General features: G+C 71.6%; 16 protein-coding genes. 1 reads left to right on the top strand and 15 read right to left on the bottom strand.

The genetic code is table 11. The annotated features are described in order from the left end of the window. Positions 1-47: 47 nt before the first annotated feature. The 15 genes from KF823_00660 to hutG form a co-directional block, all read right to left on the bottom strand. Complete coding sequence (locus KF823_00660) at positions 48-1,619, bottom strand: sodium/sugar symporter (GenBank protein MBX3724414.1); 1,572 nt, start codon at positions 1,617-1,619, stop codon at positions 48-50. A 97-nt stretch (positions 1,620-1,716) separates the two neighbouring features. Beyond that, positions 1,717-4,368, bottom strand: coding sequence for a TonB-dependent receptor (locus tag KF823_00655; protein MBX3724413.1), 2,652 nt, complete (start codon positions 4,366-4,368; stop codon positions 1,717-1,719). 62 nt (positions 4,369-4,430) lie between these two features. Next, entirely contained in the window at positions 4,431-7,004 is a 2,574-nt protein-coding gene (locus tag KF823_00650; protein ID MBX3724412.1) for a glycoside hydrolase family 3 C-terminal domain-containing protein, read from the bottom strand. 268 nt (positions 7,005-7,272) lie between these two features. After that, positions 7,273-7,899 carry a bifunctional phosphoribosyl-AMP cyclohydrolase/phosphoribosyl-ATP diphosphatase HisIE gene (locus tag KF823_00645; GenBank protein MBX3724411.1) on the bottom strand — a complete coding sequence of 209 codons (627 nt, stop codon included), beginning with the start codon at positions 7,897-7,899 and terminating at the stop codon, positions 7,273-7,275. Further along, positions 7,896-8,675: an imidazole glycerol phosphate synthase subunit HisF gene (gene hisF, locus KF823_00640; protein ID MBX3724410.1), complete on the bottom strand. Its 780-nt coding sequence runs from the start codon at positions 8,673-8,675 to the stop codon at positions 7,896-7,898. The genes KF823_00645 and hisF overlap by 4 nt, the downstream gene beginning before the upstream one ends. A gap of 10 nt (positions 8,676-8,685) precedes the next feature. Then, the gene (locus tag KF823_00635) at positions 8,686-9,429 is read right to left on the bottom strand and encodes a 1-(5-phosphoribosyl)-5-((5-phosphoribosylamino)methylideneamino)imidazole-4-carboxamide isomerase (GenBank protein MBX3724409.1); all 744 of its coding nucleotides are present in this window, start codon (positions 9,427-9,429) and stop codon (positions 8,686-8,688) included. Further along, positions 9,426-10,022, bottom strand: a complete 597-nt coding sequence (gene hisH, locus KF823_00630) for an imidazole glycerol phosphate synthase subunit HisH (protein MBX3724408.1) — start codon at positions 10,020-10,022, stop codon at positions 9,426-9,428. The genes KF823_00635 and hisH overlap by 4 nt, the downstream gene beginning before the upstream one ends. Before the next feature lie 5 nt (positions 10,023-10,027). Next, positions 10,028-11,098, bottom strand: a complete 1,071-nt coding sequence (gene hisB, locus KF823_00625) for a bifunctional histidinol-phosphatase/imidazoleglycerol-phosphate dehydratase HisB (protein MBX3724407.1) — start codon at positions 11,096-11,098, stop codon at positions 10,028-10,030. Then, positions 11,095-12,159: a histidinol-phosphate transaminase gene (hisC, locus tag KF823_00620; GenBank protein MBX3724406.1), complete on the bottom strand. Its 1,065-nt coding sequence runs from the start codon at positions 12,157-12,159 to the stop codon at positions 11,095-11,097. Before hisC ends, hisB begins: the two co-directional genes overlap by 4 nt. Beyond that, on the bottom strand, positions 12,156-13,472 hold the full coding sequence (hisD, locus tag KF823_00615; GenBank protein MBX3724405.1) for a histidinol dehydrogenase: 1,317 nt from the start codon (positions 13,470-13,472) through the stop codon (positions 12,156-12,158). Before hisD ends, hisC begins: the two co-directional genes overlap by 4 nt. Then, entirely contained in the window at positions 13,469-14,362 is an 894-nt protein-coding gene (locus tag KF823_00610) for an ATP phosphoribosyltransferase (protein ID MBX3724404.1), read from the bottom strand. Before KF823_00610 ends, hisD begins: the two co-directional genes overlap by 4 nt. 16 nt (positions 14,363-14,378) lie before the next feature. Next, positions 14,379-14,699 carry a DNA-binding transcriptional regulator gene (locus KF823_00605; protein ID MBX3724403.1) on the bottom strand — a complete coding sequence of 107 codons (321 nt, stop codon included), beginning with the start codon at positions 14,697-14,699 and terminating at the stop codon, positions 14,379-14,381. A 375-nt stretch (positions 14,700-15,074) separates the two neighbouring features. Then, positions 15,075-15,284 (bottom strand): hypothetical protein, encoded by a 210-nt coding sequence (locus tag KF823_00600; GenBank protein MBX3724402.1) that lies wholly within the window; start codon positions 15,282-15,284, stop codon positions 15,075-15,077. A 91-nt stretch (positions 15,285-15,375) separates the two neighbouring features. Further along, entirely contained in the window at positions 15,376-16,641 is a 1,266-nt protein-coding gene (locus KF823_00595) for a PQQ-dependent sugar dehydrogenase (GenBank protein MBX3724401.1), read from the bottom strand. Between the two features lie 154 nt (positions 16,642-16,795). After that, a complete protein-coding gene (hutG, locus tag KF823_00590) occupies positions 16,796-17,590 on the bottom strand; it encodes an N-formylglutamate deformylase (protein MBX3724400.1) in 795 nt (264 codons plus the stop codon). Positions 17,591-17,694: 104 nt separating this feature from the next. Between hutG and KF823_00585 the strand changes: the two genes are divergently transcribed. After that, entirely contained in the window at positions 17,695-19,191 is a 1,497-nt protein-coding gene (locus KF823_00585) for a DUF853 family protein (protein ID MBX3724399.1), read from the top strand. The last annotated feature ends 174 nt before the right edge of the window (positions 19,192-19,365 follow it).

The following is a 19,365-nucleotide window of genomic DNA, read 5'->3' as shown; positions in this document are numbered from 1 at the left end:
GGGTGCGGCGGGCATGCCCGCCGCGCGTCCCTGGTCCCTGCATCGCCCTACCAGAGCCAGGCATAGAGCGCGATCAGCGCCGCCGTGATGACCGCCGAGGCGACGTTGAAGCCGGTGGTCGTGGTGAAGCCGATCGCCGAGCAGTCGATCGCGCGCGGATCGGCGCCGCGGCGCTGCAGCAGGGAGACCACGACCAGCACGGCGGCGCACAGCAGGAAGACATAGCCGACGCGGTCCATGAACGGCATCTGCGGCAGCCCGTACCGGAATGCCAGCGAGAACACGAAGGAACCGATCGCGGCGGCCAGGGCGCCCAGCGGCGTGGCGCCCTTCCAGAACAGGCCGAACAGGAACAGCACGCAAATGCCCGGGGTGAAGAAGCCGGTGAATTCCTGGATGTACTGGAAGGCCTGCTCGAAGCCGCCCAGCAGGGGCCGCGCGGCGAGCATGGCGACGACGATCGCCACCAGGCCGGCGAGTCGCCCGACCGTGACCAGCTGGCGCTGCGAGGCGCCCGGCATGACCTGCCGGTACAGATCCATGGTGAAGATGGTCGACACCGAATTCATCATCGACCCCAGCGAGGAGACGATCGCGGCGACCAGGGCCGCGAAGATCAGCCCCCGGATCCCGACCGGCGCCAGGGCCATCATCGTCGGGTAGGCCTGGTCGGGTGCGGCCAGGTTCGGCGCCAGCACCGCCGCGGCGATGCCGGGCACGACGATGATCAGCGGCATGAGCAGCTTGAGGAAGGCCGCGAAGACGATGCCCTTCTGCGCCTCGGCGACGCTGCGCGCCGCCAGGGCGCGCTGGATGATGTACTGGTTGAAGCCCCAGTACGACATGTGCATGACCCACAGGCCGCCGAGCAGCACGCCCAGGCCCGGCAGGTTGTGGTACTGCGGATGACCGCGGTCGAGGATCATGTGGAACTTGTCCGGCATCTGCGTGGCCAGCATCACCAGACCGGTCCAGGGTCCGCCGGCGTCCCCGGCGATGCGGTCCAGCGTCAGCCAGGCGATCAGCAGGCCGCCCAGCACCAGCAGCACGACCTGGATGATGTCGGTCATGGCGACGGCCTTGAGCCCGCCGTACAGCGAATAGGCGACCGCGAACGCGCCCAGGAACAGCATGCCCCAGCCCATCGCCAGCCCGGTCAGCGTGTTGATCGCCAGCGCGCCCAACCAGAGCACCGCGGTGAGGTTCACGAAGATGTAGACGCCCAGCCAGAACGTCGCCATCACCGTCTTGACGCTGCGGTCGTAGCGCAGTTCCAGGAACTGCGGCATGGTGTAGATGCCCTTGGCCAGGAAGATCGGCAACAGGAACTTGCCGACCAGGATCAGGGCGATCGCCGCCGTCCATTCGTAGGAGGCGATCGCCAGTCCGATCACGTAGCCGGACCCGGCCATGCCGATGATCTGCTCGGCCGAGATGTTGGCGGCGATCAACGAGGCGCCGATCGCCCACCAGGGCAAGGAGCGGCCGGCCAGGAAGTAGTCCGCGGCGTCGCGCTCGTGGCCGGGACGGGAACGCGAGATCCAGAGCGCTATCCCGACGAGGACAAGCACGTAGATCGCCAGGACCACCAGGTCGAGTGTCTGCAGGGTGGAATTCATGCTCTGCTTCGCGGCGGGTGGGTGAGTGGAGGTGCGACGACCTGGCAGGCTGCCGCGGTCCGTCGCCGGACCGCGGCGGCGTTGCGCGGGTTCTGGCTCAGAACACCGCCTTCACGCGCACGCCATAGGTGCGCGGGTCGTTGAGGAAGCGGATGTTGAGCTGTGAGCCCACCAGTGCTTTCTGCGACACGTCGTTGCCGAGCAGGTTGCTGCCCCAGGCCTCGATCCGCCAGGCGCCGCCGGGCAGGCCGTAGCCGATTCCAACGTTGAGCGTGGTCTCGCCCCGCTGGCGATCCGGGAACCCGGCCTCGGCCGCCGACTCGATCCGGTCGACCGTGCCGCCGGTATCGGCCACGAACACGACATCGCGGTTGTTGAACTGGGTCAGGTAGTAGCCGGAGCGATAACTGGCCAGAACCTGCCAGTCGAAGGTGCCAGGACCGAGATCGAAGGCGTGCTGCAGGCGCGCGTTCAGGGTCAGCCGCGAGGCCAGCGGCAGCTCGTTGCCGGCCAGGTCGATCTCCGAGGTGACGCCGCCGAGGCCGTAGTCGATGCTGCGCACGTCGGCGACCACGCCGCGCTTGATCTCGGTGTCGAGGTACAGGCCGTGCAGCTGCAAGCTGAAGTCGCGCGAGAAGTTCAGCATGCTCTCGGCCTCGACGCCCATGATCCGCGACTTGCCGACATTGCGGTTGACCAGGGCGAAGCCGGTCGCCTCGCCGGTGTCGGGATTGAAGGCGATCGCGGTGAGGTCCTGGAAGACCTGGTCCTTGTAGTCGTAGTAGAACGCGGAGACGTTGAAGGTCGAACGCCGGCCCCAGAGCTGGAACGCGTTCTTGCTGCCGATCTCCCAGGCCAGGATCGACTCCGGGCGGTAGGTCTCGGGGATCACGTCCGGATCGAAGCTGTCGTTGAAGCCGCCGGCCTTGTGGCCGGTGGACAGGGTGCCGTAGACCAGGTTGTCCGGGGACGCGTCGTACTCGAAGCCGACGCGCCAGTCGACGAAGTCGAACTTGCTCTCGCCGACCTGCTGCGAGGGAATGCCCAGCACGATCCAGGGATGCGAGCCGTTCGGCGAACACAGCAGCGTGTTGCCGCCGGTGTCGGGACGGGCGACGCAACCGCCGTTCGGCAGGGTCCCGCTGGCGATCGGGCCGATCTGCTGGAAGATGGTGTCGTTGATGCCGCCACGCAGGATGCCTTCCAGCAGGAAGCGGGCGTAGTCGGCATTGGTGGTCAGCCCGGACACGTCGAAATTGGGCCGCCGGCTGAGCGCCGGGCGAAAACCGGGGGTACCCAGGCGGGTGCTGAAGCAGCAACCGTTCTCGGCGCCCAGGCCGATCGTCCAGTTGCCGCCGATGCCGTAGCGCGACTTGAACTCGTCCGTGTAGCGCAAGCCGCCCTTCAGGCGGAAGCTCTCGTTGAGCTCGTAGGTGCCGTCGCCGAACACCGCCCAGGAGCGTCCGCGGACCTCGGGCATGGTGAACTCGGTGCCCGAGTAGAACACGCCCTTGTCGGCGAGCGAGAACAGCGCCGCCTTCTGGTCCTCGTCGAAGTGGAAACCACCGACCGTCCACAGGAACCGCCCCTCGTCGGACGAGGTCAGCAGCAGCTCGTGGATCTGCGCCTGCGACAGGGATTCCCAGTAGTTCGAGGAGTACAGGTCGTAGTCCGGACGCGAGCCGTCGCCGGATCCGGGCGGGCGCTGGGTGAGGTCGCGCCCCGGCCAGTCGATGCCCTGGCTGCTGGCGTTGACCTGCCAGTAGTCGACGTCGCGGTAGCTGACGCCGTAGTCCAGCCTGACCGCACCGAAGTCGTAGCCGATCTTGGCCTGCACGCCCCAGTTGGTGGCGTCCAGCTCGCCCTGGGGACCGGTGTAGACCACCCGGCGCATGTCGAGATCCTCCGGCCGGAAACCGGAAACGGCAGCGCCGAAGATGTTCGCGCCCGGATAGCCGGTGCCGCCCTCCTTGCCGATGTCGGCCATCAGGAAGATGGACAGCGCGTCGGTGGGTTCGGCAAGGAAGGACACCCGGGCCGCCTTTTCGTCCTGGAAACCTGCCGCCTTGAGCGACTGGTCGCCGACGTTGCGGAACGAACTGTCCTTCTCCAGCCAGTAGCCGGCGACACGGAACGCCGCCCGCTCGCCGACCGGCAGGTTCAGGCCGAACTCGCCGCCCAGGTGGTCGCGGCTGCCGGCCTCGCCCAGAACGTAGCCGTTGACCTCGCCGAGGTCGGGGCGCCGGGTGACGATGTTGAGGGTGCCGGCCAGGGCGTTGCGGCCGCGCAGGGTGCCCTGCGGCCCCTTGTTCACCTCGACCCGGTCGAGGTCGTAGAACATCGCGCCCAGGCCGCGCGGACGCGGCACGTACATGCCGTTGATGTGGGGCGCGGCGCCCGGGTCGCCGAGCTCCGTGTTGTTGGCGGAGCCGACGCCGCGGATGAAGATCTCGACGTTGCCCTCCTGGTTGGCGATGCTCATGCCGGGTATCGCCCACTGGATGTTGCGCAGCTCGTTGTTGATGCCGAGGCCGCGCAGCTCGTCCTGGCTGAGCGACTGGGCGGTGCCCGCGTACTTCTGCAGGTCCTGCTCGCGACGCTCGACCGTGACGATGACGGTGTCGAGCTGGCGCGCCTCGTCCTCGTCGCTGCGTTCGCGGCTGCTGTCGGATTGTGCCTGGGCGTTGGCCGCGAGCGCGATCATGCAGGCGAGTGCCAGCTTCTGCCGGCGGTAGTTGTTCTGGTTCATCGATCTCACCTCCCTAGGTTCGATTCGTTCGTGGGTGACGGCACGCCGGCGGATGCCCGGCATCAACGACAGTCGATGCGGGCGCCCGAGCCAGTCCCCAGCTCGACCCGCGACAGCGACAGTACGGTGGATGCCGGCGCGTCCAGCGCCAGCATCGTCTCGATCCGGCCGGGATCGACCCCGGCCGACTCGAAGCATTTCAAGGAGATCGCGACCTGGTGCCAGGCGCCGCCCGGCAGGACCGCTGCGGGCCAGTCCAGCCAGCCGGCGCACGCCTCGCCACACCCCAGGCCGACGCGCGCGGGCCGAGCCCGATCCAGACGCAGCGTCAGCAGCAGATCGACGTCGCCATTGGTCTCGCGGCGCAGGTCGACGGGCTGGTCGCCCTGCAGCGCCAGCACGGCTCCCGCGTCGTGCCAGGTCAGCCGAAGGGCATCCTCCTGGGCCGCGTGGTCGGTGCGTTGCGCACCGACTCCGGCGCTCGCGTCGTCGGTCCCCAGCGCGGTCCACGACTCGCCGCCGCCCACCTGCCACCGCCAGCCCGGCACCGGTGCGCCGCGGACCACGAAGATCCCTGCCTCGGCACCGGGTGCGACCAGTTCGGAGGACTCGTCGAGGATCGGCAGGTCGCCGTCGTCGTCGAAGCCGAGACCATGGCCGATCGGGAACAGCGGATCGGCATCGAGGCCACCCGGCCCGTCGAACACCGGCGTGGGCGTGCGGGGCCAGGCGAACGACAGCCGCCCGCGCAACGGGTGGCGGATGCCGCCATCGGCGCCGCGCAACAGGACGTCGGCGATGCCGGCACCCTCCGAACCGGGTAGCCAGGCGGCAACGAAGGCGTCGGAGGCATTGATCTCGCGATTGAGCCACAGCGGCCGGCCCGAAAGGAACACGGTGACCACGGGAATGCCCTCGGCGCGCAGCCGGCGGATCAGCGCCAGGTCCCGGTCGTCGCCGGGACGGTAGGCCAGCGTCGCCAGGTCGCCCTGGAACTCCGCGTACGGCTCCTCGCCGATCACCACGATGGCGACGTCCGGGCGCTCGGCGTGACGGCCATCCGGGGCCAGCTCGGCGCGCCCTCCGGCCGCCTCGACATCGGCGCGGATGCCCTCCCATATCGAGGTCGCACCCGGGAAGTCCGCGCGGCGGGTGCCGGTGCCCTGCCAGGTGAGCGTCCAGCCGCCGGATTGCCTGGCGATGTCGTCCGCGCCGTCGCCGGCCACCAGGATGCGCTGGCCAGGCGACAACGGCAGCAGCCCGCCGGCGTTCTTCAGCATCACCAGCGATTCGCGCACCGCCTGCCGGGCCAGGGCGCGGTGGTCGGCATGACCGATCAGATCGAAGCGGCCACCCAGCGGCCGTTGCGACGGCGCCGGCGCCTCGAACAGTCCGAGGCGCAGCTTGACCCTGAGGATCCGCGCCACGGCCTCGTCCAGGCGCGCGGGCGGGATTGCCCCGGACTTCGCCTGGGCCAGCAGGTTTTCGAACAGGCCCTGCCAGGAGTCCGGCGCCATGTACATGTCCAGACCGGCGATCAGCGACTGCGGGCAGTCGACATTGCTGCAGCCCGGCACCTGGCCGTGGCCGTTCCAGTCACCGACCACGAAGCCGTCGAAGCCCATGCGCTCGCGGAGCGCCGTGGTCAGCAGGCCATGGTGGCCATGGATCTTTTCGCCGTTCCAGCTCGAGAACGACGCCATCACCGTCTGCACGCCGGCCGCCAGTGCCGGCGGATAGCCGGCGCCGTGGACGGCGACCAGGGTGCGCTCGTCCAGGCGGGCATCGCCCTGGTCCTTGCCGTCGACCGTGCCGCCATCGCCCAGGAAATGCTTGGCGCCCGCCAGCACGCGGTGGCCGGCCAGGAAATCCTCGGCGCCGAGCGCGCCCTGCAGGCCCTCCACCACCGCCGCCGCGAAGCTGGCGACCAGGGCCGGATCCTGCCCGTAGCCCTCGTAGGTACGGCCCCAGCGCAGGTCGCGCGGCACCGCCAGCGTCGGCGCGAAGGTCCATTCCATGCCGGTCGCCCGGATCTCGCGGGCAGTCGCCTCGGCGATCCGCCCCACAAGGTCGGGATTGCGACCTGCGCCCAGGCCGATGTTGTGCGGAAACAGGGTCGCGCCGATGACGTTGTTGTGGCCATGCACGGCATCGATGCCGAACAGCAGCGGGATCGCCACGCCGCTCTCGCCGGGAACCGCAAGCGCGGCGTGGTAGGCGTCGGCCAGTGCCAGCCATTCCTCGGCGGTCGCGTAGGCCTTGCCGTCCGGCGCCGAGTTGCCTCCGGCCAGCACCGAGCCCAGGCGGTACTGGGCCGCCTGCTCGGGCGTGATGCTGCCGATGTCGGCCTGCACCAGCTGACCGACCTTGTCGGCCACGCTCATGCTGCGGAGCAGGCCGGCGATGCGGGTCTCGATCGCGTCGTCGACCGGCATCGGCGAGGCCAGCGCCGGCCACGACTGCGGGTCGATCTGCGCCTGCGACCCGGCCTGCGCGGCACTGGCCGCCACGGGGTCTGCGCCTGGCGTGCCGGCGCAGGCCGACGCCCCCAGGCACAGGGTCGCCGCCAGCACCGGACCGATGACACGCGGGCGCGCACCCCTGCCGCAGCCCGTCACGCTCTCCGACTTGCTCATTGCCCCGCTGTCCTCCCCGACAATCGGTGGTCGCCGAGCGCGCGAGCGCCCGGCCCGGCGCACAGTTCCTCAGATTGACAGCGTTGTCAATCTGCACTGCGTCATCGAGTGGGCGCGCGGTTGCTGCCGCGACCCACGCCGGGAATCGATCGCAGAAATATCGCCCACTACCCTGTTTTACCTAGTCTTTGTCCTACGAAGCCGGGGTCACTCAGCTTCGCGAAACAGGCAGGCACGTGGGACAGGCAGCCGATGCGGGGGTCGGGCCTCACCCCGTGTGGCGACGTTCCAGTTCGGCGACCACCTCCTTGAGCGCAAGACCCCGTGCCCGCAACAGGACCAGCAGGTGGAACAGCAGATCGGCGGCCTCGCCCAGCAGCGCCGGGTTGTCGCCGGTGACGGCGGCGAGCGCGGTCTCCACGCCCTCCTCGCCGACCTTCTGGGCGATGCGCGGCAGGCCCGCAGCGAACAGGCGGGCGACGTAGCTGCCCTCGCCGCCCTCGGCGAGACGGCGGGCGATCAGGTCCTCGAGCGCGTTGAGCCAGGGCTGCGCCGGGTCATCGCCGTCGAAGCAGGTCGCGGTGCCGCGGTGGCAGGTGGGGCCGACCGGAACGGCCTGGCAGAGCACGGTGTCGCCGTCGCAATCGGCGCTGAGCGCGCGCACCTCCAGCACATGGCCGCTGGTCTCGCCCTTTCGCCACAGACGTTGCCGGCTGCGCGAGTGGAAGTGCGCCTGGCCGGTGGCGAGAGTGGCCTCGAGGGCCGCGCGATCGATCCAGCCCAGCATCAACACGCGACCATCGTGGGCGTGCTGGACCACCATCGGCAGCAGACCGTCGCCCTTGGCGAAATCCAGGCGATCCGGAAGGCCGGCGTCGAGCGCGGTGCGGGTCATATCGGCAATTCCGGGGCGGGCACGGGACGGATGGCAAGGCCGGCGGCGGCGAGTTCGCGCTTGAGCGCCGGCAGGGGCAGTTCGCCGCTGTGGAAGATGCTGGCGGCCAGGGCGGCGTCGGCGCCGGCCTGGCGGAACACCTCGAGAAAATGCGCGGCACAGCCGGCGCCACCGGAGGCGACCAGGGGCAGCCGGGTGGCGGCGCGCACCGCAGCGGTGGTCTGGAGGTCGTAGCCGGCGCGGGTGCCGTCGGCGCGCATGCAGTTCAGCACGATCTCACCGGCGCCGCGCGACTCGACCTCGGCGACCCAGTCGAGCAGGCGACGGCCGCTGTCGCCGCTGCGCTCGGGCCGGCCGCTGTCGCGCGCCAGGCCGCCGTCGCGGACGTCCATGCCGACCACCACGCACTGGCTGCCGAAGCGCGCCGCCAGCGCGTCGATCAGGCCGGGGTCGGCCAGCGCCGGGCTGTTCACCGAGATCTTGTCGGCGCCGGACGCCAGCACTGCCGCGGCATCGTCGACGCTGCGGATGCCGCCGGCCACGCAGAACGGGATGTCCAGCTCGTCGGCGACCCGGCGCACCCAGTCGGTGTCCACGCGCCGGCCGTCGGGGCTGGCGGTGATGTCGTAGAAGACCAGCTCGTCGGCGCCCTCGGCCGCGTAGCGGCGGGCCAAGGCCACGATGTCGCCGACCACCTTGTGGTCGCGGAAGCGCACGCCCTTGACGACCACGCCGTCGGCGACGTCCAGGCAGGGAATCAGGCGCAGGGCGGGCATGGCCGGGCCTTCAGTCCGCCCAGGCCGGGCCGGCATGGCCGGCCAGCGACGCGGTGGGCAGGGTGCCTTCCAGCAGCGCGGTGCCGGCGACGCAGGCGGCGGCGCCGGTGCCTGCAAGGGCCTGCACGTCCGTCTCGTTGCGCACGCCGCCCGAGGCGATCACCGCCAGGGTCGGCCAGCGGCCGGCCAGCCAGGCGTACAGGTCCAGGTTCGGGCCGCCAGCCATGCCGTCGCGGGCGATGTCGGTGCTCAGAACCCAGCGCAGGCCGGCAGCGGCGAAACCATCGAGCAGGGCCTCGATGTCGCGATCCACACTGGCCTGCCAGGCGTCGGCAGTGGGTTGCCAGCGGCCCGCGTCGTCGGCGCGCAGGTCCAGCGCCAGCACCAGGCGGTCGCCGTAGCGACCCAGCCATTGCGCGAAGCGGCCGGGCTCGCGCACCGCCATGCTGCCGACCACCACGCGCCGGGCGCCGGCCGCCAGCACCGCCTCGATGTCGGCCTGGCAGCGCACGCCGCCGCCCCATTGCACGGCCAGACCAGTGTCGGCCAGGGCCTGCAGCAGCGGCAATTGCGCAGGTTCGCCGGCACGCGCGCCGTCCAGGTCGACGGCGTGCAGGCGGCGCGCGCCGGCCTGCGCGTACAGGCGGGCCAGGCGCACCGGGTCGGTGTCGAAGCGGCGCTCGCGCGCGAAGTCGCCCTGGCTCAGGCGCACGACGCGGCCGCCGCGCAGGTCGATGGCGGGCAGGATGATCACAGGTCGAGGAAATTGCGGAGCAGGCGGCGACCGGCCGCCGCGGACTTCTCCGGGTGGAACTGCACGCCCAGCCGATTGCCGGCGCCGACCACGGCGCTGAAGGCGCCGCCATGGTCGGCGCTGGCCAGGGTCGAGGACGAGGTCGAGGCGGCATAGCCGTGCACGAAATAGAACCAGTCGTTGGCACCGATGCCGGCCAGCAACGGATGCCCGCGTCCCGCCGCGGTGGCGGTCAGCGTGGTCCAGCCCATGTGCGGCCAGGACGGTGCCGCCGGCAGGCGTTCGACGCGGCCGGGCAGCAGGCCGAGCAGGGGCACCTCGCCCTCGGCGCTGTGCTCGAACAGCAACTGCATGCCCAGGCAGATGCCGAGCAGAGGCACGCGCAGCCCTGCCAGCAGCTCGGCCAGGCGCTGGCTGCGCAGCGCCGGCATCGCCGCCGCGGCGGCGCCGACGCCGGGCAGCACCACGTGCGAGGCGCGTCGCAGGTCGGCCGGTTCGGCGCTGAACCGCGGCGTCGCGCCGACCCGCTCGAAGGCGCGCGCCAAGGAGCCGAAGTTGGCGCCGCCCACCGGCACCACGACCAGGTCGGGCACGGCGCTCACAGCACGCCCTTGCTGCTCGGCACCGTGGCCTCGTCGCCGTCGCGGCGGAATGCCTGGCGCAGGACCCGGCCGGTCGCCTTGAAGCAGGCCTCGACCCGGTGGTGGTCGTTGTCGCCGCGCACGGACATGTGCAGGCTGGCGCCCAGGGCCTCGGCCAGGCTACGGAAGAAGTGCGGCACAATCTCGGTGGCCAGGCCGCCGACGCGCTCGCGATCGAACCCGCCCTCGAACACGAAGGCGGCGCGCCCGGACAGGTCCAGCGCGACCTGGGCCAGCGCCTCGTCCATCGGCGTGGTGAAGCCGTAGCGGCCGATGCCGCGGCGCTCGCCCAGGGCCTGGCGCAGCGCCTGGCCGAGGGCCAGGGCGCAGTCCTCGACGGTGTGGTGTTCGTCGATCTCAAGGTCGCCCCGGCAGCGCAGCGAGAGGGCGAAGCCGCCATGGACGCCGAGCTGCTCCAGCATGTGGTCGAAGAAGCCGATGCCGGTCGCCACCGACGGCCGCGCCTGCGCATCGAGGTCGACTTCGACCACGATGTCGGTCTCCCGGGTGCGCCGCTCGACGCGGGCATGGCGGGCCGGCCGCAGCAGGGCGCGCACCACCGCTGGCCAGTCCAGGTCCGGCCCCAGCCGGTAGCCGGCGACGCCCAGGTTGGCGGCGAACTCCAGGTCGGTGGCGCGGTCGCCGATCACCGCGCTGCGCCGGCGGTCCATGCCGTCGGCACCGAGGTAGTGGCGCACGAGGCCGACGCCGGGTTTGCGTGTCGGGGCGTGGTCGTCCGGCAGGGTCGGGTCGATCAGGATCTCGTCGAACACCACGCCCTCGCTGGCCAGGATGTCCAGCAGCAGGCGCTGCGGCCCCTCGAAGGCGGCCTGCGGGAAGCTGACGGTGCCCAGGCCGTCCTGGTTGCTGACCATGACCAGCCGGTAGCCGGCCTCGCGCAGGCGGCGCAGCGCCGAGATCGCGCCGGGCACCATCGCGAACTTCTCGTAGGCGTCGATCTGCTGGTCCGGCGGCTCCTGGATCAGGGTGCCGTCGCGGTCGACGAACAGCACGGCCGGCGCGTTCATGCCGGCACCCCGTCCGCCAGCGCCGCCAGCAGGGCGTCGTTGTCGGCGCGCGTGCCGATGCTGGCGCGCAGGCAGCCGGCCAGGCCGGGCTGGCCTGAGACATCGCGCAGCAGCACGTCGCCAGCCAGCGCGCGCGCGAAGGTCGCGCCGGCATCGTGGCAACGCAGCAGCAGGAAGTTGCCGGCCGAGGGCCAGACCCGGTCGATGCCGGGCAACGCGGCCAGCGCCGCACGCACCCGCTCGCGCTCGGCGAGCAGGCCGTCGCGCAGCGCCAGGGTGCGTGCCAGCGCCGGCGGCGCCAGCGCGGCCAGCGCGGCGGCGACGCTGGGCGCCGGCAGCGGATACGGTGCGGCGATCGCGGCGATCCGTGCGACCAGCGGCTCGGCCGCCAGCAGGGCGCCGACCCGGGCACCGGCCAGGGCGTGCAGCTTGCTCAGGGTGCGCAGGATCGCCAGGTTCTCGTGGCGGTCGAGCAGGCCCGCAGCGCCCTCGTGACCGGCGAACTCGACGTAGGCCTCGTCGACCACCAGCAGGGCACGGCCGGCAAGGTCGCGCGCCAGCGGCTCGACCTGGGCGTGGAAGTCGGTGCCGGTGGGGTTGTTGGGCGAGCACAGGAACACCAGCCGGGTGTCGTCGTCGACCAGGTCGAGCAGGCGCTGCGGGTCCAGCGCGAAGTCCTGTTCCGGGTCGAGCGTCTGCCGGCGCAGGGCGACACCCTGCAGGGACGCGGCGACCTGGTACATGCCGAAGGTCGGCGCCAGGGTCACCACGTTGTCGCGGCCGGCCCGGCAGAACAGCCGCACCAGCAGGTCGATGGCCTCGTCGCTGCCGCGGCCGGCGTAGACCTGGCCGGGGCGCACACCGTACAGGCCGGCCAGCGCGGCCAGCAGCTCGGTCGGCTGCGGCGACGGATAGCGGTTCAATCCGCTGCCGTCGCCGGCCTGCAGCCAGGGCGCCTCGTTGGCGTCCAGGCGGATGCCGGCGCGGTGCCCGGCGCGGCGCGCCGAGGCATAGGGGACGAAGCCGGCCAGGTCCGGCCGGATGCGCTCGAGCACGCTCATGCCGCGGCGCTCCCCTGCCCGTCCCGGGCCAGGCGCAGGTCGACCGCGCGGGCATGCGCCTCCAGGCGCTCGGCGCGCGCCAGCACGGCGGCGTCCGGGCCGATCCGGGCCAGGCCGTCGGCGCTGAGTTCCAGCACGCTCATCCGGCGCACGAAACTGGCGACACCGACGCCGCTCCAGGCGCGCGCGAAGCCCAGGGTCGGCAGCACGTGGTTGGGGCCGGCGCAATAGTCGCCGACCGTCTCAGGCGACCACGGGCCCAGGAACACGCTGCCGGCGCTGTGGATGCGCGGCAGCAGCGCCCGCGGACTGCGGGTCTGGACGATCAGGTGCTCGGGCGCGTAGTCCTCGGCGACCTGCGCGGCTTGCTCCAGGTCGGCGACACGGATGAAACGGGCATGGGCCAGCGCCGCCGCGGCAATGTCGGCGCGGGGCAGGCTGGCGGCCTGCGCGCGGCACTGCGCCTGCACGGCCTCAAGCAGACCGACGTCGGGGCTGATCAGCACCACCTGGGAATCGGCGCCGTGCTCGGCCTGCGCGAGCAGGTCGGCGGCCACCAGTACCGGGTCGGCGCTGTCGTCGGCGATCACCATCACCTCGGAGGGACCGGCCGGCATGTCGATGGCGGCGCCGGCGGGGTCGCCGGCGACGGCCAGCTTGGCCTGGGTCACCCAGGCGTTGCCGGGGCCGAACAGCTTGTCGCAGCGCGGCACCTGCTGCGTGCCGTAGGCCATCGCCGCGATCGCCTGGGCGCCGCCCAGGGCGAACACGCGGTCGACACCGCACAGCCGCGCCGCCAGCAGGACCAGGGAATCGACCCGGCCGTCGCGGCCGGGCGGCGTGCACAGCACCACCTCGGGGCAGCCGGCCAGCTTTGCGGGTACCGCCAGCATCCAGACGGTCGACGGCAACGGCGCGCTGCCGGCAGGCGCGTACAGGCCGACCCGGCGGATCGGGCGAACCAGGTACTCGCACTGCACGCCGGGCTCGGTGCGCACGCGCAGGCGCTGCGGCACCTGCGGCGCGTGGAAGCGGCGCACGCGGTCGATTGCCCGTTCCATGGCGGCGCGAACCACCGGGTCGACTCCAGCTTCGACAGCGTCGAACTGCGCAGCGTCGACCTCGAAGCGGTCCAGGTCGGCGCCGTCCAGGCGCCGGGTGAGGTCGCGCAGCGCAGCGTCGCCCTCGACGCGGACCTGCGCCAGGATGGTGCGGACGCCCTCCACCAGGCTGGCATCGCGCACCGGATCAGGCCTCGCCAGGGTCCCGGCGCGCCCGGCGGCATCCAGGGCGGCCCAGTCGATCGTCCTCATGCCAGCACCTGCTCGACGTTGAGCACCATCAGGCCGTGCGCGCCCAGGCGTTTGAGCGCTTCCAGGTGCTGCCAGTCCAGGCTGCGCCCGCACAGCGCCTGCAGGGCGACCTGGTCGGGCGCATCGTCCAGGCGCAGCACGCTGGGCGCTTCGCGCGCGGGCAACAGACGGGCGATCTCGGCCAGCGCCGCACGCGGTGCGCGCAGCATCAGCAGGCGGGCGCCGTCGCCACCGAGCACGCCGCGGATGCGCGCCACCAGGCTGTCGCCGATGCCGGCCAGGGCCGGCGGCAGCGGGCGCGGCGACTGCGCCAGCACGGCAATGCTCTCCAGCACCGTTTCGACCTCACGGAGCTGGTTGGCGGCCAGGGTCGCACCGGTCGAGACCAGGTCGCAGACCGCTTCGGCCTTGCCCAGGCGCGGAGCGATCTCGACCGAGCCGTTCAGCACCACCACCTCGGCCTCGATGCCGTGCTCGCGCAGCCACTGGCCGAGCAGGCCGGGGTAGGAGGTGGCGATGCGCCTTCCGGCCAGGCTGGCCGGGCCGTCCCAGGGCAACTCGGCCGGCACGGCGATGGCCAGCCGGCACTGGCCGAAGCCCAGCGCCGTGCACACCTGCGGCGAGGCCGCGCCGGCACCGGTCAGGCGCTGCTCGTCGAGCACGTTGCGGCCGACCATGCCCAGTTCGCAGCTGCCCTCGAGCAGCAGGCCGCGGATGTCGTCGTCGCGGACCAGCAGCACGTCGACCGGCAGGTTCTCGCCGTACAGGAACAGCTTGTCGCGGCTGGCGCGGAAGGACAGGCCGGCGCGGCGCAGCAGATCCAGCGACGCCTCCGAGAGGCGGCCGGACTTCTGCACGGCGATGCGCAGGCGATCGCGGGAAGGATTCATGGCGGGAGGTTCCAGGTCAGGTGCGGGCGGCGCGCGGCTTGCCGCGGTTCGCCGCAAGCCGGTAGCCCCCGGCTCCCTCGGCAAGGGTGCGCGCGACGCGGCCGATGGTGGTGATGCTTACGGCGGTGTGTTCGTGGATTTCCCGGTAGGGCTCGCCGGCGAGCAGGTGCGGCACCACGCACCAGCGATCGCGCATGGCCTCGCGCTCGGCTGGCGTGCACAGGTCGGACAGGAAGGCGCGCACTTCGGGAACGGTGCGCAACGACAGGAAAGCCCGGCACAGGCGGGCCTCGGCATCGTCGTCCGGGAGTTCGGGCGTCAGCGAGCGGCGTTTCATGAAGTTAATGTGATAGTGCGTTAATACGTTGCACAGCGTAGGAACGTGCGGCGGCGTTGTCAAGCGGCGATGGTCGTGGTGACGGAAGGGCGCGCGCCGGGCGGCAGGACTGGGGCGGCGTTCACGGGAGCTGGGCTCGGCAACGCCCCCTATCCGCAGGGTGCGCGGCAAGTGACCAGGTCTGCGCCCTGTCCAGGCAACCCTCTCCCCCAGCCCCTCTCCCGCGCCGCGGGAGAGGGGAGCAGATCAGGCTCCGAGTCCCGAGTCCCGAGTCCCGAGTCCCGAGTCCCGAGTCCCGAGTCCCGAGTCCCGAGTCCCGAGTCCCGAGTCCCGAGTCCCGAGTCCCGAGTCCCGAGTCCCGAGTCCCGAGTCCCGCTACCGCCGGTCGCGGTGACCGAGCAGACGGGCCGGGAGGAACAGCAGTTGGCGGACGAAGGCCAGCAGGGCGTCCATCAGCGAACCGACGATGCGGAACGGGATCGACAGCAGCCACAGCAGCGGCCACAGCACCAGGATCAGCAAGGCCAGGGGCCAGGCCAGGACCAGGACGATGGCCCACAGCAGCAGGACGACCAGGACATTCATGGCGGCGCTCCAAAAGACGAAAACCAGACTGGCACAGGCGCCCGCTGGCGACATGGGCCGTTGGTCCCGGCACAGCGCATGTCGCCGACGCTCAGTCGAATCCGTAGCCGAACAGGCCGTCCTGGCCCGCGGCGCTGAAGCGCAGCAGACGGCCGCTTTCGATCAGCGCGAGGTAGAGCGCGCCGTCCTCGCCCTCGCCGAAACCGGCGTGCTCGAGGAAGGGACCGGCGGCACCGGTCTGCACGAACTGCCAGCCGGATCCGACGCGCCTTGCGAAGCGCAGGCGGCCGGTGCAGTAGTCGCTGGCCACGTAGAGCCCGCGCAGGCCGTTGATGGCGCCCCGATAGCGGAATCCGCCGGTCACCGAGGTGCACGGCGGCCCGTTGCTGGCATGGCTGTACTCCAGGACCGGCGCCACCGTGCCAGGGCAGTTGCCAAGGGTGCCCTCGCACATCGGCCAGCCGAAGTTCTGCCCGCCCTGCCCCGCAGGCAGCCAGTCGATCTCCTCGCGCTCGCCCTCGCCGACGTCGCCGACCAGCAGGTCGCCGGTGTGACGGTCGAAGCTGAAGCGATAGGGGTTGCGCAGTCCGTAGGCCCAGATCTCGTCGCAGCGGCCCGGGCCACCCGCCGTGCCGGCGAACGGGTTGTCCACCGGTATCGCATAGCCGGCCGAGCCGTCCGGTGCCGACGCGCACAGCTCATTGCCACCCGCCGGCGTCACCGCATCGACGTCGATGCGCAGCAGCTTGCCCTGCAGCGCGCGCGAATCCGGGTTGCCGCCGGTGCCGGTGAAACTGGCGTCGGCGGGACAGTCCGGGTCGTTGCCGTCGTTGGCTGCCAGGTCGGCCGGCGACAGCGACTGCGCCCGGTTGCAGGTATCCAGGCTGATGCCGCCGCCGCCGTCGCCGACCGACAGGTACAGGTAGCCGTCCGGACCGAAGTGCAGGTCGCCGCCCTTGTGGTAGGTGGTGTCCGAATCGATGCGCAGCAGCACCTGGACGCTGGCCGGGTCGAGGCGGTCGGGATCGCCCGGCAGCACGGTATAGCGGGCCAGCACGCCATCCGACTGCGCGTCGGTGTAGTAGACGTAGACGCGGCCGTTGGCCACGAACTGCGGGTGGAAGGCCAGACCCAACAGGCCGCCCTCGCCGCCCAGGCCGAAGCCGAATGGTGGCGGGCTGGCGCTGCCGCCGATGGCCAGGAACGGGGTGGCCAGCGGGCTGCCATTGCGGATGGTCCGGATGCGACCGTCGACGTCGACCACGAACAGCCGGCCGCTGCCGTCGCCAGCGTGGCGAACCGCGATCGGCCGGCCCAGTCCGCTGGCGACCTGGACGAGCTGCAGGTCGGACGGCACTTGAGCCCAGGCCGCCGATACGGGCAGAAGGAATCCCACAAGGCACGCCAGGACCCCGGCGAACGCGTGTCGGGGTGGACCGGCTCGTTTCGTCATCGGCGGGCTCCCTGGGAGCCGCCAGTCTACCCAACCCGGGATGGAAACGTGACCGCTATCACACTTGCTGACCCGCCTGGCGAAGACAGACCGTCAGCAGGGCCCGCAGGACCGGCTCGAGCAGGCCCGCCCGCGCAGGCGAGAACTCGCCGCTGTCCTCGTCCATGTAGGCCCGCTGGGCCAGCTCGAGCTGCACCGCCTCGACGCCCTGGTCGGGACGCCCGTAGTGGCGGGTGATATAGCCGCCCTGGAAGCGGCCGTCGATGACATGGTCGTAGCCGTCCTGCGCGGCCAGAACCGCAGCCAGACCCCGGGCCAGGGTCGCAGAGCAGCTGTGGCCACCCGCGGTGCCCAGGTTGAACACCGGAAGGCGTCCGTCGAAAAGAAAGGGCACCTCGCTTCGGATCGAATGGCCCTCCCAGAGCACGACCCGGCCGAAGCGCTCGCGCAACCGGGCGAGTTCCGACGCCAGGGCGTCGTGGTACGGCCGCCAGTAGCGGTCAACCCGACCGGCGACTTCGTCGGCATCGGGCTCCCGTCCGGGCAGGTACACCGGCTCGCCGCTGAACTGCCGCAACGGCAGCAGACCGGTGGTGTTCCGTCCTGGGTACAGCGAGATGTCGTCCGGCGGCCGATTCAGGTCGACCACGTAACGGGACCAGTGCGGGCACAGCACCGAGGCCCCCAGGTCGCGCGCGAATCCGTACAGGCGCCCGACGTGCCAGTCGGTGTCGGGCAGTGCCGCTGCCGACGCGGTCAGCCGTTGCCGCAGACCGTTCGGCAGCCCGGTGCCGTCGTGCGGCAGGCTCACCAGCAAGGGCGCATCGCCCCTGTGGAGGTGGAAAGGGTCCATGACGGCCAGTGTAGCGCCGCTTCACGGGCACGCCCCGGCCAGGTCGGCGCAGGCACCCCCTCGGCGCCGGATACAATCGCCGGGCCACCCCTCAGGAGTCAGGCATGCAGACGATGCGCATCGGCATGGGCGAAGCCCCGGTCGAGTTCCTGCCCCGCTACGGCAACCGCCACGGCCTGATCGCCGGCGCCACCGGCACCGGCAAGTCGGTGTCGCTGATGGTGCTGGCCGAGCACTACTCGCGGCTCGGCGTGCCGGTGTTCCTGGCCGACGTCAAGGGCGACCTGGCCGGGCTGTCCCAGGCCGGCGCCATGAACGAGAAGATCGCCGCACGCGTCGAGACCATCGGGCTTGCCGACTATCGCAGCGAGGCCAGCCCCGTGGTTTTCTGGGACCTCTACGGGGAACTGGGCCATCCGGTGCGCACCACGGTCAGCCAGGTCGGGCCGACCCTGCTGGCGCGCATCATGGAACTCAACGACACCCAGGCCGGCGCCCTTGCGATCGCCTTCGAGGTTGCCGATCGCGAAGGCCTGCTGCTGCTCGACCTCAAGGACCTGCGCGCCCTGCTCACCCATGTCGCCGACAACCACAAGCTGATCTCGCGGGCGATCGGCCTGGTCAGCCCGGCCTCGCTGGCCGCCATCCAGCGCGCCCTGCTGCGCCTGGAACAGGACGGCGCCGAGGCGTTCTTCGGGGAACCCGCGCTCGAGCTCGTCGACCTGATGCGCCAGGACATGTCCGGGCGCGGCATCATCAACGTGCTGTGCGCCGAGCGCCTGTTGCTGAAGCCGCGGCTGTACTCGACCTTCCTGCTGTGGCTGCTGTCCGAGCTGTTCGAGAACCTGCCGGAGGTCGGCGACCTGGACCAGCCCAAGCTGGTGTTCTTCTTCGACGAGGCGCACCTTCTGTTCAACGACGCCCCGTCGGCCCTGGTGCAACGCGTCGAGCAGGTGGTCAGGCTGATCCGCTCCAAGGGCGTCGGGGTGTACTTCTGCTCGCAGCTTCCCGACGATGTGCCCGGCCCGATCCTGGGCCAGCTCGCCAACCGCATCCAGCACGGCCTGCGCGCCTTCACGCCGCGCGACCAGAAGGCGATCCGCAGTGCCGCCGAGACCTTCGTCAGCAATCCCAACCTGGATGTCGCCAAGGCGCTGATCGAACTGGGCACCGGCGAGGCGCTGGTGTCCACCCTGGACGCCAAGGGCGTGCCGATGCCGGTCCAGAAGGCGCTGATCGCGCCGCCGCGCTGCCGGATGGGCGCGATCAGCCCGGAGGAGCGGCAGACGGTCCGGCTGCGCTCGCCGGTCGGCGCCAAGTACGACACGGCGGTCGATCGCGAGTCCGCCTACGAGAAGCTGATGGCCGCGGCCCAGGTCGCCACCGAGAAGGCGCCGACCACGCCCACCGCGCCGGCCCCGGCGGGCGAGGCCAGCCCCGGCATGATGGGCACCGTGAAGGAGTGGCTGTTCGGCACCCGCCGCCGGCAGGGCGCGCTCGAGGCGATGACCAAGTCGACCATGCGCACCATGGGCACCAAGCTCGGCAACCAGATCCTGCGCGGCGTGCTGGGCGGCATCGCCGGCGGCCGAAAGCGCTGACCTCCCCGTACCCCGACCGGTCGACCCGATCGACGTCCTGTTTCCGCTCAGGATCAGGGACCAAGGGCCAGGACTCGGGGTTCGGTGAGCGGAGCGCGCTGTGCTCCGCTCTCCCCGAGGGAGAGGGGCCGGCGGAGAGGGTCGGCACTTGCCACGATCTGCATCGTTGCCGGC

This window comes from Lysobacterales bacterium (assembly GCA_019634735.1).
GTDB lineage: Bacteria > Pseudomonadota > Gammaproteobacteria > Xanthomonadales > UBA2363 > Pseudofulvimonas.
Note: the sequence above shows the minus strand (reverse complement) of the source record. Positions and strands in the feature narration are given on the sequence as shown.